Origin of the sequence: Streptomyces sp. NBC_00503 (genome assembly GCF_036346895.1) — a bacterium.
Lineage (GTDB): Bacteria > Actinomycetota > Actinomycetes > Streptomycetales > Streptomycetaceae > Streptomyces.
Genome location: NZ_CP107855.1, coordinates 328959 through 344243 on the forward strand (window position 1 = coordinate 328959; position 15285 = coordinate 344243).

The 15285-nt window shown below is 73.0% G+C and carries 10 protein-coding genes and 1 pseudogene; 3 read left to right on the forward strand and 8 right to left on the reverse strand.

What is annotated here, in order from left to right:
* Window positions 1-268: 268 nt before the first annotated feature.
* From OG490_RS01670 to OG490_RS01695, 6 genes are all read right to left on the reverse strand, one after another.
* Complete coding sequence (locus OG490_RS01670) at window positions 269-1186, reverse strand: MurR/RpiR family transcriptional regulator (protein WP_330294467.1); 918 nt, start codon at window positions 1184-1186, stop codon at window positions 269-271.
* Window positions 1187-1274: 88 nt separating this feature from the next.
* The gene (locus tag OG490_RS01675) at window positions 1275-2609 is read right to left on the reverse strand and encodes a M14 family metallopeptidase (protein WP_443065926.1); all 1335 of its coding nucleotides are present in this window, start codon (window positions 2607-2609) and stop codon (window positions 1275-1277) included.
* Between the two features lie 70 nt (window positions 2610-2679).
* Window positions 2680-3840: a GDSL-type esterase/lipase family protein gene (locus tag OG490_RS01680; protein ID WP_330294469.1), complete on the reverse strand. Its 1161-nt coding sequence runs from the start codon at window positions 3838-3840 to the stop codon at window positions 2680-2682.
* Between the two features lie 45 nt (window positions 3841-3885).
* Entirely contained in the window at window positions 3886-6174 is a 2289-nt protein-coding gene (locus OG490_RS01685) for a HelD family protein (RefSeq protein ID WP_330294470.1), read from the reverse strand.
* A 166-nt stretch (window positions 6175-6340) separates the two neighbouring features.
* Entirely contained in the window at window positions 6341-7144 is an 804-nt protein-coding gene (locus OG490_RS01690) for a carbonic anhydrase (protein ID WP_330294471.1), read from the reverse strand.
* A gap of 323 nt (window positions 7145-7467) precedes the next feature.
* On the reverse strand, window positions 7468-7905 hold the full coding sequence (locus tag OG490_RS01695) for a MarR family winged helix-turn-helix transcriptional regulator (protein ID WP_330294472.1): 438 nt from the start codon (window positions 7903-7905) through the stop codon (window positions 7468-7470).
* A 107-nt stretch (window positions 7906-8012) separates the two neighbouring features.
* Here OG490_RS01695 and OG490_RS01700 point away from each other — a divergent pair, with 107 nt between their 5' ends.
* The 3 genes and pseudogenes from OG490_RS01700 to OG490_RS39075 form a co-directional block, all read left to right on the forward strand.
* Window positions 8013-8444, forward strand: a complete 432-nt coding sequence (locus tag OG490_RS01700) for a hypothetical protein (RefSeq protein WP_330294473.1) — start codon at window positions 8013-8015, stop codon at window positions 8442-8444.
* Window positions 8445-8615: 171 nt separating this feature from the next.
* The gene (locus OG490_RS01705; RefSeq protein WP_330294474.1) at window positions 8616-9821 is read left to right on the forward strand and encodes an FAD-dependent monooxygenase; all 1206 of its coding nucleotides are present in this window, start codon (window positions 8616-8618) and stop codon (window positions 9819-9821) included.
* Window positions 9822-9929: 108 nt separating this feature from the next.
* Window positions 9930-10343 (forward strand): annotated as a pseudogene (locus OG490_RS39075) (MFS transporter); the annotation flags it as partial.
* A 265-nt stretch (window positions 10344-10608) separates the two neighbouring features.
* Here OG490_RS39075 and OG490_RS01715 read toward each other — a convergent pair.
* Window positions 10609-11622 (reverse strand): DNA polymerase Y family protein, encoded by a 1014-nt coding sequence (locus OG490_RS01715; protein ID WP_443065733.1) that lies wholly within the window; start codon window positions 11620-11622, stop codon window positions 10609-10611.
* Window positions 11619-15086 carry a DNA polymerase III subunit alpha gene (locus tag OG490_RS01720; RefSeq protein ID WP_330294476.1) on the reverse strand — a complete coding sequence of 1156 codons (3468 nt, stop codon included), beginning with the start codon at window positions 15084-15086 and terminating at the stop codon, window positions 11619-11621. Before OG490_RS01720 ends, OG490_RS01715 begins: the two co-directional genes overlap by 4 nt.
* Between the last annotated feature and the right edge of the window lie 199 nt (window positions 15087-15285).

The following is a 15285-nucleotide window of genomic DNA, read 5'->3' on the forward strand; positions in this document are numbered from 1 at the left end:
CGGCGGCCTCGGCCCAGGGGTTGGCCGAGGCCGCAAAGGCGCTCCGGAAATCCGAAAGCCGGACGGGACGCCTGGCGGGGCGTGAGGAGGAGGAACGTCACGCCGGGCATCTGTTCTGGGAGGGCGTGGGGTCGCTCTCCCTGGCATGTTGACGGATCACCGCGCCGCCATCAGTAAACATATATACCGCAGAGTAGGCAAGCGTATGAAAATATTCATGCCTGGGGATGGCCTGAATATATTGGCCTGATCGGCCCCACGATCAGCCCTAGAGGAAGAATCCGTGCTGGTCAGCGGCCTGCTCATAGCCTTCGAGCCGTGCCTGCGTCCGCTCGGGTTCGGCATCGGCCATGGCCTGGAGCAGTGCTGCGGACAGGATGCCCGGAGCCGCGTAGGAGTCGAAGACCAGCCGCGAGCCCGTCCCCGCCGTCAGCGCCACGTCGGCCTCGTCCACCAGCGGCCCCAGCGTGCGGTCCGTGATCAGCGCGATCCGCAACCCGGCGCTGCGGGCGGCCCGCAGCGCCGCCAGGGTCTCCTTGGCGTGCCGGGGCATGGCGAAGGCCAGCACCCAGCTGCCGCCCGCCGCACGGGCCTGCAGCAGCGCGTCGTAGGCGACGCTGCCGCCGCCGGTCACCAGGCGTACGTCGGGGTGGATCCGGCGGGCCGCGTACGCGAAGTACTCCGCCAGGGAGACGGAGATCCGCAGCCCGAGGACCGTCAACGGCACCGAACGGGCCAGTTCGCGGCCGATGTCGAGCACCTGGTTGGTGTCGACGAAGAGCCTGCGCAGGTTCTCCAGGTTCTCGATCTCGGCGTCGACGGCCGCCTGGAGCTCGTTGCGGCGGGTCTGCTCGCGGCCGTCCGGGGCGCCGGCCACCGCGCTGAGCGCGATCGGCTGGAGCACCTCGCGCAGGGCCGGGTAGCCGCTGAAGCCGAGGGAGGACGCGAACCGGGTCACGGACGGCTGGCTCACGCCGGCCCGCTCGGCCAGTTCGGTGATCGAGAGGAACGCGGCTTCGGTGAGGTGGTCGACCAGGTACTGGGCGATCCGGCGCTGTCCCGGGGAGAGGGCGTGGCCGTCGAAGAGCGCCTGGACCCGGTCGACCGGTACCCGCTCGTGGTCGGCCGCCTGCCCGCTCGGCGTGATCGCGGCCGCTTGTGCGCGCGCCTTCTGCCCCGATGACACCGAAGGTCCTCCCTCTCGCACCGATCCGGTCCCAAGATAGCTCACACCACCCGGATGACCAGCGCACTTGTCACTTGTCGACCCCCCGTCAGGCTCGACAGTCCGTCACCGGCTCCCCCGCCGCGAGCCGGTCGCGGGCCCGGCCGTCGAGGAGCAGCGGGACGAGGGCGCGCAGGGGCTGGCGCAGCGGAACGATCACGTCCGCCCCCGCACCCGCACGGGTGGCGCGTACGCCGTGGAGTGCGAGACGGGCTGCGACCTCGGCGTACCGGGTCGGGGTGAGGCGGTAGCCGCAGGGCGGATCGTTCAGGACCTCCCCGTCGGCCGCGAGTACGTTGTCCGCGCCGCCCAGCCGGACCGGGCCCGCGTCCTGCCGGTACCCGGCCCGGCGGGCCGCGGCGGTGGCCGCCGCCAGCGGGCCCGTACGCTCGCCGAGGTAGCCGAACAGGCCGCGCAGGCCCGCCAGCTGGGAGTCGACGCGGCGGCGGCGGTTCAGGGCCTCGTCCGCCTTCTCGGCTTCGCCGGCCGCTTCGATGCGGCTTTCGATGAGCAGGGTGACCGCGTGCTTGATGCCCGCCGCGTTGCGCAGGATCCGCTCCTGGCCGTCGCCGGCGGTCTGTCCGACCGGGGCGCCGGTGGCCGGGTCGGTGCGGATGCCGTACGTGCCGGTGGAGTACCCGGCGGCATGCGCCGCCTCCCTGACGTACTCGGCGGACAGCAGGCGGGACTGGGCGTAGACCCCCGGGTCGGTGTTGAGGTTGCGCGGCCAGAGGTCGAAGAGGTCCTTGTCGTAGCTGCCCGGCGTGGCGCGGTACTCGTGCAGGTCGTACACGACCTGCGGGCGGTGGTCGCGCAGCACGGCGGCGACGGCCCGCGCCTCGGGGGAGGCCAGGGCGATGTGGTCGCGGTTGATGTCGGTGCCGGCCGCGTTCGCGCGGGTGCCGGCCGCCCGGCCGTCCGGGTTGGCGGTCGGGACGACGAGGAAGGTGACGGTGTCCAGGAGGCGCCGGAGCGCCGGGTCACGGGCGTACGCGAGGTCCCGGACGGTGCTCAGGCAGGCCTCGCGCCCTGCCGGTTCGTCACCGTGCTGACTGCAGACGAGGAGGACGCTCACAGGGGCCCGGCCGCCGTGGCCCGCAGGGTGGCCGCCGATGCTCACCAGCCGCAGCGGGCGGCCCCGCACGGTCGTGCCGATGCGCTGGACGAGGACCTCCTCGTGGTCCCGGTCGAGGGCGTCGAGGAACTCCCCCTCCTGGGACCCGGTGGTCCAGTGCCTGCCGTACGCGGCCTCGAAGCCGGTACGGGGCACCCCCTCGGCCGGATGCGCCGGAGCTGCCGTCAGGGGCAGGGCGAGCAAGGCGGCCGCGCATGCGGCGGCCTTGCGGAGGGACGGCCGGCGGGCCCGCAGGTTCCTGATCACGATCCAGGTTGTAGCGGGCCCCGGGCTCCCGCGGGGCCCGGCGGCCGCGGACTCACCCGGGTGGACGGGCGGGTCACACCGCGAACGCCCCGCCCTCGCCGAAGGCCAGCTCCGCGAACCGCTCGCCGATCCGGCGGTGGGCGGCGGGGTCCGGATGCACGTCGTCGGGCAGCGGCAGCTCGGCGAAGTCGGCTTCGCCGTAGAGGGAACGGCCGTCCAGGTAGTACAGGTTGGGGTCCTCGGCCGCCCGCTGCGCGGTGATGCGGGAGAGCTCCGCACGGATGACGGACAGCGTGAGCCGTCCGGCCGGAACCTCCGCCGGGTCGCCCAGGGCCCGGAAGCCCAGCCTGCCGCCGCTGAAGTCCGGCGCGAGGGGTCCCGGGGTGTCCTCCTGGATGGGACACAGGACGGAGGAGACGACCAGCAGCGGCGTGGTCGGATGCCCCTCGCGCAGCGTGTCGAGGAATCCGTGGACCGCGGGGCCGAAGGCGCGCAGGCGCATCAGGTCGGTGTTGACCAGGTTGATGCCGATCTTGACGCTGATCAGGTCCGCGGGCGTGTCCCGCATGGCGCGGGCCGTGAACGGATCGAGCAGGGCGTTGCCGCCCAGCCCCAGGTTGACCAGCTCCACGCCGCCGAGCGCCGCGGCCAGCGCCGGCCAGGTCGTGGCCGGGCTCGCGGCGTTGGATCCGTGGCTGATCGAGCTGCCGTGGTGCAGCCAGACCCTGCGACCGCGGTCCGCTGCGGGCTCGACCGGGGCGTCGGTGCGCAGGGCGATCAGCTCGGTGACCTCCGTGTGCGGGAGCCAGATCTCCACGTCCTTCATCTCGTCCGACAGGCCGTCGAACCGCAGGGTGCCGGGCGGGCCGGGCCTGAACTCCGAGGCCTGGGTGACCATGTCCACGACCGTACGGAGGTTGCCGCCGGGCACGCTGCCCCGCCCGGCCGGCCGGCCGTCGACGAGCAGGTCGTACACGCCGTCCGGCCGCGCCGGTGCGCCCGCGTAGGCGGTCTTGGTGGGGAGCGCGTCCAGTTCGACGACCGTGGCGCGGGTGCGGAAGACCAGCCGGACTCCGGAGGGCTGGGCCTCCACCATGGCGAGGTAGGGGTCGGGGAACTGTGCGCGGGCCCGGGCGGGCAGCCGGTGGGGCAGCACGCCGTGCGCGGTGCGTTCCACGTCGAGCGCACCGCGCAGGAGGCCGGGTTCCACGGGGGTGGTGATCAAGTCGGTCATGATCGTCACCATATGGACCTCGCCGTCCGATGCCACCTCATTTCCCTACGGCCGCTCCTCCAGCCCCTGCTCCAGCCCCTCCGGCAGGCGCCCGGTGTGCACCACCCCGAGGGTCTGGGTGGCACGCGTCAGGGCCACGTAGAGATCGCTGGGCTCGTGGTCCGCCGGTTCCACGACGATCACGGTGTCGAACTCCAACCCCTTGGCCTGGCGCGGCTCCAGCAGCACGACGGGGCGCGTGAGGTCGGGCTCCTCCCCCGCGCGCACGCCGGGCAGCGCGGCCGCCAGCGCCTCGTGCAGCGGGCGCGGGGCGATCACCGCGATCCGGCCCCCGGCCGGGGCCCCGTCCCGTACCGCCGCGGCGACCGCGGCGGCCGGATCCCCGGTCGCACGCACCCAGGGGCGCCGGCCCGTGGAGCGGATCGAGCTCGGCGGTTCGAAGCCGGGGTGGCGGGCCCGGAGCACGGCGGCCGCCACGTCCATGATCTCCGCGGGCGTGCGGTAGTTGACCCCGAGGCGCACGAGCTCCCAGCGGTCCTCGACGTAGGGGGCCAGGATCTGCTGCCAGGAGCCGCAGCCGGCCTCGTCGCCGGTCTGGGCCGGGTCGCCGACCAGGGTCATGGAGCGGGTCGGGCAGCGGCGCATCAGCAGGCGCCAGGCCATCGCGGACAGCTCCTGCGCCTCGTCCACGATCACGTGGCCGAAGGCCCAGGTGCGGTCGGCGGCGGCCCGCTCGGCGGCGCTGCGGTGGTCGTCCTCCTCCTGCCGCTCCGCCATCCGCTCGGCGTCGATGAGGTCGTGGGCCGCGAGGAACTCGTTCTCCATGTCCTCGAACTCGTACGACTCCGATCCCGCGGACAGGTCGAGGACGCCCTGCGCGTACGCGACGCGCTCCAGGCGCTCGCGCTCTTCGGCGGCGCGCCGGGCGGTGTCGTCGACCCCGAGCAGTTCGGCGGCCTCGTCGAGCAGCGGGACGTCGGCCGGTGTCCAGTCCGCGTCGCCCGTCGTCGTACGGCGGATCAGGTCGGCTTCCCGTTCCGGGAGGTGCGTGGGGTCGGCGAGGTAGTCGCGGATCAGCTGCCGGGGCGTGAGCGGCGGCCACAGCGTGTCGATGGCGGCGTGCACCTCGGCTCTGGTCGCGATCTCCTTGCCCAGTTGCGCGATGTCGTCCGGGCCCAGCAGGTTCGGGCCGCCGTAGGGGTCCGCGCCGAGGCGGTCGGCGAGCTGCTCGGTGAGCGCGTCGATGATCCGGAAGGCGAAGTAGGGGCGCGCCAGGTTGTGCGGCAGCCCGGTGGAGCGGGCCCGGTCCCGGGCCTCGTGGGCCATGGTCCGGTCGAGCAGCAGGGTCCCGTAGTCGTCGTGGTCGATCTCCAGGGCCGGCTCGGGCACCAGGTCGGCCTCCTCGCCGCTGCCCGCCGGCACGGTCTCGGGCAGTGTCTGCCGGTCGCGTACGACCTGCGCCAGGACCTCCGCCATCGCGGCGCGGCCCTTGACCGCGGCGGCGCCGGGGCGGTCGGCGGCCGTCGCGCGGATGCCGGGGAAGAGTTCGCCGGGGGTGGCGAGCAGCACTCCGGTCTCGCCGAGGGCCGGGAGCACCTCGCCGATGTAGCCGAGGAAGGCCGGGTTGGGCCCGACGATCAGTACGCCGCGCTTGGCGAGCAGCTCGCGGTGCGCGTAGAGGAGGTACGCGGCCCTGTGCAGGGCCACGGCGGTCTTGCCGGTGCCCGGCCCGCCCTCCACGACCAGGATCCCCCGGTGGGTGGAGCGGATGATGCGGTCCTGTTCGGCCTGGATGGTCTGCACGATGTCGTGCATCCGGCCGGTCCGGGCGGCGTCGAGCGCGGAGAGCAGCACGGCGTCCGCGTCGGCGCCCTCGTGTCCCGTGCGCTCGGTGTCGGCGAGGTCGAGGATCTCGTCGTGCAGGGCCGTGACCTCGCGCCCCCGGGTGGTGATGTGGCGGCGTCGGCGCAACCCCATGGGGGAATGGCCGGTCGCGAGGTAGAAGGGGCGCGCGACATCGGCCCGCCAGTCCAGTACGAGGGGGGTGCGCTCGGTGTCGTCCTGCCTGATCCCGATACGGCCGATGTGGTGGTCCTGCCCGTCGGAGAACTCGAGGCGGCCGAAGCAGAGGCCGTTCTCGCCGGAGTTCAGAGCGGAAAGCAGACCGGATTGCTCGGCAACCAGGACATCCCTCTCCAGCCGCGCCTGGAACCCGCTGCCGGTGGCGCCGAGGGCCCCTTGTACGGCACGTTCGGCCTGGTCACGCAGGTCGTCGAGGCGCGTGTAGAGGGCGGTGATGAATTGCTGTTCATTCCGGAATTCTTCGGTTGACAATTCCACTCCTGACGCGATACAGTGTCCTCATAAGCTTCTTCACGTCATCGCTCGGCGAAGATGTGAAACATCAAATATACGCAGACAAACACCCCGGCCGTCAAACGGTTCCGGGGTGTTTTTGCGTGCCGACCTCGATATCGCGTGCCGTCGAAAACCAGGTCGGCTATCGCAGCATCCGGACCTTCTGGTCGCGCAGGTCGTAGCGGGCCGCCACCACGGCCAGTCGACCGGCGGCTATGACGCGGGCGATGTCGGGCTCCGCCGCCAGCCGGGCCCGGGTGCTGCGCGCATGGGCGTCGATGGTGGCCGCGATCCGGGCCGCGCCCTGGAGGCCGTGGTCGATGGAAGGACGGATCTGCTCGGCCAGGTACTGGATGTGGGCGGGCAGCTGGGCGCCGGTCTCATCGGCGCGGACGGCCGCACCGACGGCCCCGCACGACTCGTGGCCGAGGACCACGACCAGGGGGACGTCCAACTCCAGAACCCCGTACGCGACGCTGCCGAGCACCGCCTCGTCCAGCACCTCCCCCGCCGCGCGGACGGTCAGCAGATCACCGAGCCCCTGGTCGAAGACCAGCTCCGGCGGAACCCGGGAGTCCACACAGCCCAGCACGATCGCGAACGGGTGCTGCTCCCGGGCCACCCGAACACGCACCGAAGGCGACTCGTCGGGATGCCGCTGGCAGTACGCGGCCCAGCGCCGGTTCCCGGCCGTCAGACGGCGCAGCGCCTCGCCCGGGGTCGCGGGACGGGAACCACCCGCGGCTTCCGCGGCCTCGACTTCCGCGGCCTCGGCCGGTCCGCCGGAGGGGGCGGCGGCGGCCGGGGAGGCGGAGCCGAGGCCGAGGACGGATCCCGCGGCGGCGGTGCCCGCCAGGGCCGTACGCAGGAGGGTCCGGCGGCTGGGTGCCGCTGCGGGCGGGGCGGCGGGCGAAGTGACGTAGGGCGTCCGTGCGTTCGAAGGCATTGGGGGACGCTATCCGCGCGCCTCGCCAACTGGGGCCGCACCGGCTCGAATTGGCGGATTCCACCCGGAGCGCGGCGCGATCGGACCTCCGGCCCCCGCCCCGGGAGGCCGCGGGATTCACCGGCAAGCCGTGACGTCGCGGCAAGGTCAAAGCGGCCGGGGGCCGCTACTACCGCCATCCCCGCCCGCCACCCCGCCGGCCGGCCCACGCGCGGCCCGAGTCACCGGTTCCCGGAGGCGCCGGTGCGGCGGGGGCCCGGGGCTTGGCGGCCGCCGCTGCGGGTGGGGCCGGGTGCGGGCATCTCGCGCAGGCGCTGTACGTGCTACTGCTGGACGCCCTGGCTGAAGGTGAGGAAATCGGCGACGAGTTCGAGCTGCTCGGCGCTGTAGCGGCCCATGACCTGTCGCGTGGAGTCCTCGATGAACGGAGCGATCAGGGCGTACGCCCGCCCGGAGGCCTCGGGGGTGACCCGCACCAGGGTGCGACGCCGGTCGGTGGGGTGCGGGCTGCGCGTGAGGTAGCCGGCCTTCTCCAGGCGGTCCAGCATCGCGGTGACGCTGCCGGTGGTCAGGCCCAGCTGCGTGCCGAGCGCGCTGGGGGCGGCCTCCTCGGTGGCCATGAGGATCTCCAGGCACCGCAGATCGGTCTCGTTGACGCCCAACAGGCGGGCCGTCTCGCGGTCGTAGTCGTCAACGGTCGACTGGTAGCCCTGGACGGCTCCGCCCAGCTTCGCCGCAACCCCCTCCTCTTCGCTTGACATTCAAGCCATCTCCGTTCATGGTGGACATCAATCGCTCGACATCCAAGATACCTGAGATTCGAGCTAATAAGGGAACGCCACCACACCCCACAGAGAAGAGCACCGCCATGTCCGAGATCACCTTCACCACCGACGAGCAGCTCATCCTGCAGACCGCCGCCCACGGCGTGGTCGGCCTGATGGCCGCCGCGGACCCCGGCCTCATTTCGTCCACCCGTTCCGGCATGGCCGGCGGCAAGGCCCTGTCCTCCGCCACCGGCGCCGTCGGCCGGGTCATGGCGGCGAGCCCGAAGGGCATGGAGCTCGGCGGCAAGTCCACCGCCGACGTCGCCGACCGGGTCTTCGCCGCGCTGACTTCCTCGGTCGCGCTGCTCAAGGCCAAGGCCCCGCAGGAGGTCGACAACTTCCGCGAGACGATCGCCGTCGTGATGGAGGCCGCCTCCCGCGCCCACCGGGGCGAGGCCGGTCCCGCCGAAGCGTCCATGATCCGCAAGATCACCGCGACCCTCGACGCCGCAGCCCTGGACGCCGCGGCCTGACACGGCCGCGGAGGCCGGCTCGAGGGTTCAGGTGGCGGGCGAGTCCGCCCGCCGCCAGCGGTCCGAGCCGGGCCACCAACCCGTCCCGCAAGGCCGGCCGACCGGCCTTGGATTGTCCGAATGACTCACCGCAACGAAACGAAACAGAAGGGTGGACCCACCGTGAGGGCATTGATCATCGGTAGCGGCATAGCCGGACCCGCCGCCGCCATGGCGCTGCAGAAGGCCGGCATCGACCCGGTCGTCTACGAGGCCCACACCACCGGCGCCGACGGCGTAGGCGTCTTCCTGACCCTGGGCTCGAACGGCATCGACGCCCTGCGCACCATCGACGCCGACGCCCCGGCCATCACCGCCGGCTTCGCGACCCCGACGATGGACATCGTCTCCACCACGGGCAAGGCGCTCGGACGGATCCGCACCAGCCGCCCGGACGCGAACGTCACCAGTCGGACCCTCAAGCGCGCCGACCTCTACGGTGCGATCCGCGACGAGGCGCTGCGCCGCGGCATCCGCATCGAGCACGACAAGCGCCTGGTCGACGCACAGAACACCGGAAACGGAGTCCGCGCGGTCTTCGCCGACGGCAGCGAGGAGTACGGCGACCTGCTGATCGGCTGCGACGGCATCCACTCCACGGTCCGGGGCCTGATCGATCCCGCGGCCCCCGCCCCTGCCTACTCCGGGCTCATCGGGCTCGGCGGCTACACCCGCGGAGTGCCCGTGGACACGCGGACGGGCAGCTACCGGATGATGTTCGGCAAGCGCGCCTTCTTCGGCTACGTGCCCGCCCCCGACGGCGAGGTCTGGTGGTTCGCCAACCTGCCCCGCCCCGCCGAGCCCGCCCGCGGCGAACTGGAGAACATCGGCTCCGAGCAGTGGCGCCGCGAGCTCACCGACCTCTTCGCCGACGACGCGGGCCCCGCCGCGGCCCTCGTCCGCGCCAGCCAGGAGATCACCCCGGCCGGCCCCATGCACGCCCTGCTGACGCTCCCCGCCTGGCACCGCGGCCGGATGATCACCATCGGTGACGCCGCCCACGCCCCCTCCCCCACCTCGGGACAGGGCGCTTCCCTCTCCGTCGAGGACGCCGTGGAACTGGCCAAGGCCCTGCGCGATCTCCCCACGATCGAGAGCGCCTTCACCGCGTACGAGGCCCTGCGCCGCCCGCGCGTCGAACGGATCGTGAAGCAGGCCGCCCGGGTCAACAACAACAAGGCCGCCGGCCCGGCCGGACGGATCATCCGCGACCTGGTGATGCCGCTGATCCTGCCGCGGCTGGCCAACGGCGAGCAGAGCCGCCAGACCTACGGCCACCACATCGACTGGGACACCACAACGGCCGCACCCGAGAACGCCGGTCGCCCGCAACCCTGAGCGCACGCGCGGCGATGCGCCTGCGCGGAGCCGTGGCCGTGGCCGTGGCTCTCTTCGCCCTCCAGCAGCGCCGCGCGGCCGCCGCGGGCCGCGAGCCGCGAGCCGCTGGTGACCCCGGGCCTGCTGCGCAAGCCGGCCTTCACCATCGGCCTCGGCGGCATCGCCCTGTTCTTCGGCGGACTGATCGGCATCCAGCTCGTACTGACCCTGTTCCTCCAGATCGGCCGGCACTTCACCGCCGGTGAAGCGGGACTGGGCAACCTGCCCCTCGCCGTGGGAACGGCGATCGGCGGCGCGGTCAGTGGCGCGTTCCTCGCCGACAGGATCGGCCGCAAGGTGCTCCAGACCGGACCGCTGGTCCAGCTGGTCGGCGCGGCCGTGCTGTGGTTCGAGCTCGACGGCCTCGATGCCGCCTCGTTCTCGATCCGGGACATCGTTCCCGGCGTGGCGGTGGCGGGCATCGGCGCCGGCATGGTGATCGCCGCCCTGTTCAGCTTCATATTGGCCCCGGTCGACGACGACGAGATCGGATCCGCCTCCGGCGTCCTGTCGGCCGTGCAGGCCATCGGCGGCTCCATCGGCGTCGCGGTCTTCGGCTCGGTGTTCTTCGCCCAGGCCAAAACCGGTGACTTCGTCGGCGGCTTCCACCGCGCGCTGCTGGTCCAGGCGTATCTGCTGGTGGCCTTCCTCGCGATCACCTTCCTGCTGCCCAAGAAGGGCCGCCCCGACGAAGAGCAGCACGGCATCGCCACCGGGCCCGCCACCGGCTCCGATGCGGAGCAGCACCTCACCGTGTGTCCTGCCCGCGGGGAAGACGGCGGCCGAGGACTGCCGGCACTGTCGCGCCGGAGCCGAAGCGCCTGGCGGCCCGGTCCAGGACGGGTTCCAGTGTGCGGTGGCTCTCGGTGGGCCGGTCGAAGGTGAGCTGGACGGCGGTTCCGGTGGCGGCGGCCAGGTTTCCGGTCCGGGCGGTGACGGCCCGGATGCGGGCCCGTTGCAGGCCGAGGGAGGTGAAGGCGGAGTACAGGGCGTCCCGGATCATCGGGGTGTGGGCGGTGGGCTCGCGCAGGGTGCGCGAGCGGGTGGTGGTGGAGCGGTCCGCGTAGGTGACCTGGAGCTCGACGGTGCGGGTGGCCTGCCCGGCCGCACGCAGGCGGGTGCCGAGGTCGCCCGCGGCGGCGAGCAGGGCGCGGCGGACCTGCTCGTGGTCGAGGACGTCGTGGTCGAAGCGGTGGCCGCTGGTGAGGGTGGCGGGCGGTCCGGCCGGGGTCACGGCGCGTCGGTCGGTGCCGTGGGCGCGTTCGTGGACGAGGCGTCCGGTCGAGGCTCCGGCGATGCGCTGCACGGTGCTCACCGGCAGGTCGGCCAGGTCTCCGACCCTCTGGATGCCGTACTTGGCCATAGAGCGTTCCAACGCCGCTCCGACGCCCGGCAGTTCGCGGACGGTCCGGGTCCGCAGGAATCCGGCCTGCTCCACGGGGTCGTCACCCAGCACGGAGACGGTGCCGGGGGCGGCGGCGTCGGCGGCCATGGTGGCGAGCATGCGGTTGGGGCCGATCCCACCGGTGCTGAGCAGGCCGTAGCGGGCGGCGAGGCGGGTCTGCAGCAGGTCGGCGAGCTGGGCCGGCGACTGCCCGAAGTACCGGATGGCTCCGTCCAGTTCGAGGAGTGCGCTGTCCGGCGGGAGGGCTTGGACGACGGGTGTGATGTCGCCGAGCACGGTGAACAGTTCACGGTACGTGTCGAACGGGGCTCCGTGGATGCGCAGGTGAAGGACCGTCACCCTGGTGGCGATGTTCATCCGGCGCTCCCCTGGCTGGCGTGCCACAGCCGTCCCGCTCCCCCGGACCGGGCGGGGCGGACGCCCGTTTCGGCTCCATCGGAGTGATCGGCGCGGGGGGCGGTGGCGAGGAGGGCGCGGACGGCGGCGGGGCCGCCGTCCCGGTGGGCGTCGGCGATGTCCTGGAGGTTCCAGGCGTGGGTGCCGATGACGGAGACGGACTTGCCGCGGCGGGAGACGGCGCCTCGGGCGAGCAGCAGGAAGTGGTGGAACAGCGGGTAGGCGGCCTGCTCGTGGGTGTCGTCGAAGAAGGTCAGGTCGATCTGGCCACCCGGGCTGCCGTCGTCCAGGGACACGAAGATGGTGCGCCGCCCGGAGCGCATCGGCGGGGTCTGGATGGCGACCTTCGCGCCCGCCACCAGCACGGTCTCGCCGGCCGGCCGGTCCCCCAGCTGGTAGGAGGGGGTGACGCCGAGCTCGGCCAGCAGCGGGTGCAGCGGTTCCATCAGGTGCCGGGAGGCGTCCATGCCGATGACCTCCAGCTCGGCCTCCAGCTCCTCGCTCGGAGTCATCACCGGCAGACCGCTCGGCCCGGGGTACGGGCCTGCGCCGGCCGGGGTGAGGGTGAGCTGACCGGCTCCTGTGGAGGTCCGCTGGTGGCGGTGGAGTTCCTCGATCTGCAGGAGCAGGTCGCGGCGACCGGCTCCGGGGACGAGGGTGGCGAAGGCGCCGATCCGCGCGAGGCGGTCGGCGACCGGATGGGCCGGCCGGGCCCGGGCCCAGAAGTCGGCGAGGTCCGTGTACGGCCGGCCCGCTTCGATCCGGGCGGCCTGCTCGTCGGTGATGCCGCGGACGTCGGCCAGCGAGACCCGCAGGCCCAGGCGGCCGTCCGGAAGCCGTTCGGTGCGGTAGCGGGTGGCGGAGTGCTGGACGTCCAGCGGCAGGATCGGGACGCCGCGGCGGCGGGCGTCGGACAGCACCAGCCGCTTCGGGTACATGCCGGGGTCGTGCTCCAGCAGCCCGGCGTAGAACGGCGCCGCGAAGTGCGCCTTCAGCCAGGCGGACTGGAGGGTGGGCAGCGCGAAGGCGGTCGCGTGGCTCTTCGCGAAGCCGTAGGCCCCCATGTTCTCGAGCATCCGCCACACCGAGTCGATCACCTCCGGCCGGTAGCCGGCCGCGGCGGCGCTCTGCCGGTACCAGGTCTGGAGCTTCGGCAGGCGTTCCGGCTTGGCCAGGGCGCGGCGGGCTTCCTCACCCATGGCCAGGTCGCTCCGGGTCATGGTGGCGAACAGGCCCGCCACCTGCTCGTTGTAGATGACCACCCCGTAGGTGGAGCTCAGCCACCGCTCCAGGTCCGGGTGGGGGTAGGTGACGGTCTTCTTGCCGTGCCGGCCGAGGAGGAACGGACGGATCATGTCCGCCTGCACCGGGCCCGGGCGGAACAGGGAGATCTCGGCGACCAGATCGGCGAAGGTCTCCGGCTGGAGCCGGCCGAGGAGGTCCTTCTGTCCTGGGGATTCCAGCTGGAAGACGCCCAGCGACTCGCCCTCGCGCAGCAGCTCGTAGGCGGCCGGGTCGTCCAGTGGCACCCTGGTGCGGTCGTCCAGGTCGATCCGCTCGCCGGTGGTGCGTTCGACCTCGCGCACCGCGTACGCCATCGAGCTCTGCATCCGCACGCCCAGGACGTCGAGCTTGAGGAGTCCGAGGCCGTCGCCCTCCACGTCCTCCTTGTCGAAGACGGTGGCGGGGAAACCTTCGGTGGCGGTGGGGACGACGGGGGTGCGCCGCAGCAGGGTGGCGTCGGAGAGGATGACACCGCACGGGTGCATGGCGCTGCCCCGGGGCAGCGAGTCCAGTCCCTCGACCAGGTCCCACAGCCGCCCGTACCGGTCCGCGTGGGCGGCGACCTGCCGCAGTTCCGGGAGTTCGCGCAGCGCGGTGCGGGCCGAGCGGGCGGCGATGTGCGGGAAGGCCTTGGCCAGGCGTCCGACCTCGTCCGGGGGCAGGCCGAGTGCCAGTCCGGCGTCGCGGATCGCCCACCGCACCCGGTAGGTCTCCGGCATGCTGAGGGTGCAGACCCGCTCGGTGCCGAACCGGTCGATGATCCGGCGGTAGACGTCCAGGCGCCGGGCGGACTCCACGTCGATGTCTATGTCCGGCAGCGTGCGGCGGCGCAGGTTGATGAATCGCTCCATCAGCAGTCCGTGTTCCAGCGGGTTGGCGAAGGAGATGCCGAGCAGGTGCACCACCAAGGAGCCGGCGCCGGAACCCCGGGCCTGCACCCGGATGCCCATCTCCCGGATGTCATCGACGACTTGGGCCACGGTCAGGGCGTACGAAGGCCAGCCGAGCGTGTTCAGCACCCGGAGCTCCTCGTCCAGGCGGGTCCGCATGGTCGCGGAGCGGTCGTAACCGTGGCGGACCATCGCCGCCTCGCACCGCTCGCGCAGCGTCCGGGCGGACGTGCCGGGGGCCACGCCGATGACGCGCTCCTCGGGGAAGTGCACGCGGCCGATCCCGAGGTCCGCGTACGGGTCGAGACGGCACTCGGAGGCGGTGCGGGCGGTGGTGGCCAGCAGGTGTACGGCCCCGCCGTTCTCCTGTCCGGCCGCCCGGGCGACTTCTTCGGCGAGCTCGGCCATCTCGGCGGCGCCCTTCAGCGACCGCTCGCCGTTGCAGGTGCGGCCGGGCCGGATCGGGGTGAGCAGGCGGGCCGAGTCCAGCACGTCGGCGACCGGCGCCTGGTCCCGGTCCGCGTAGCGGACCGCGTTGGTCAGGACGGCGAGCAGGTCGAGGTCGGCGGCCAGTCCCAGGGTGCGGGCGGCCAGCCGGAGCGAGCCCGGTCCGGTGCCGGTGCGGCGGTGGTGCACCGCCTCCAGCCGGAGGTACTGCCCGAACACCTCCCGCCACGGCGCGAGCAGCTCGGCCGCCCGGTCCGTACGGCCTGCGACGAGTGCCCGTACCGGCTCGGACGCCGGTCCCAGCAGTACGGTCAGCCCTTCGGCGTGCTGCTGGATCGCGGACCAGGGGACGACCGGCTGCCCACCACCGGCCTGCTGCCGGGCGGCCCAGGCGGCGGTGATCAGCGCGCACAGGTTGGCCCAGCCGGCGCCGTCGCGGGCCAGCAGGGTGGCCCGCGGCGCGGAGTCGGCGACGAACGCACCGCCCCGGGCCGGAACACGGCCCTTCGACGGCGCCCGGCCGATCGGATCGAGAGACGGGACCGCCAGGTCCGGGACCGCGCGAGCCCGGACCGCGCGAGTCGGGACCGCGAGGTCCGGAACCGCGAGGTCCGCACCGAACAGCGGCCGGATCCCGGCCTTCGCACAGGCCTGTGCGAACCGGACCGCACCGGCCACGGTGTCCCGGTCGGTCAGCGCCAGCTCCCGCAGACCCTGCTGCGCCGCCCTCTCGACCAGGCCGCCGGGCAGCGCCGCGCCGTAGCGCGCCGAGTAGCCGGAGGCGACGTGCAGGTGCGCGAACATCGCACCACCACCTCCAGCTCCCTGTCAGCCCCCGATCGTCGACACCCGACTCCCCGTCCGGTCTCTCCAGCGTAGACCGTATTCGATAGCTTGTTCGACACGCACGTCAAGGCATTACCCCAGGTGGAGCAGCGATTACATACCGTCCCCGGCCGTTCCGCTTCCGGGTGTCCGGGGTGAGGCGGGGGCAGGGGCAGGG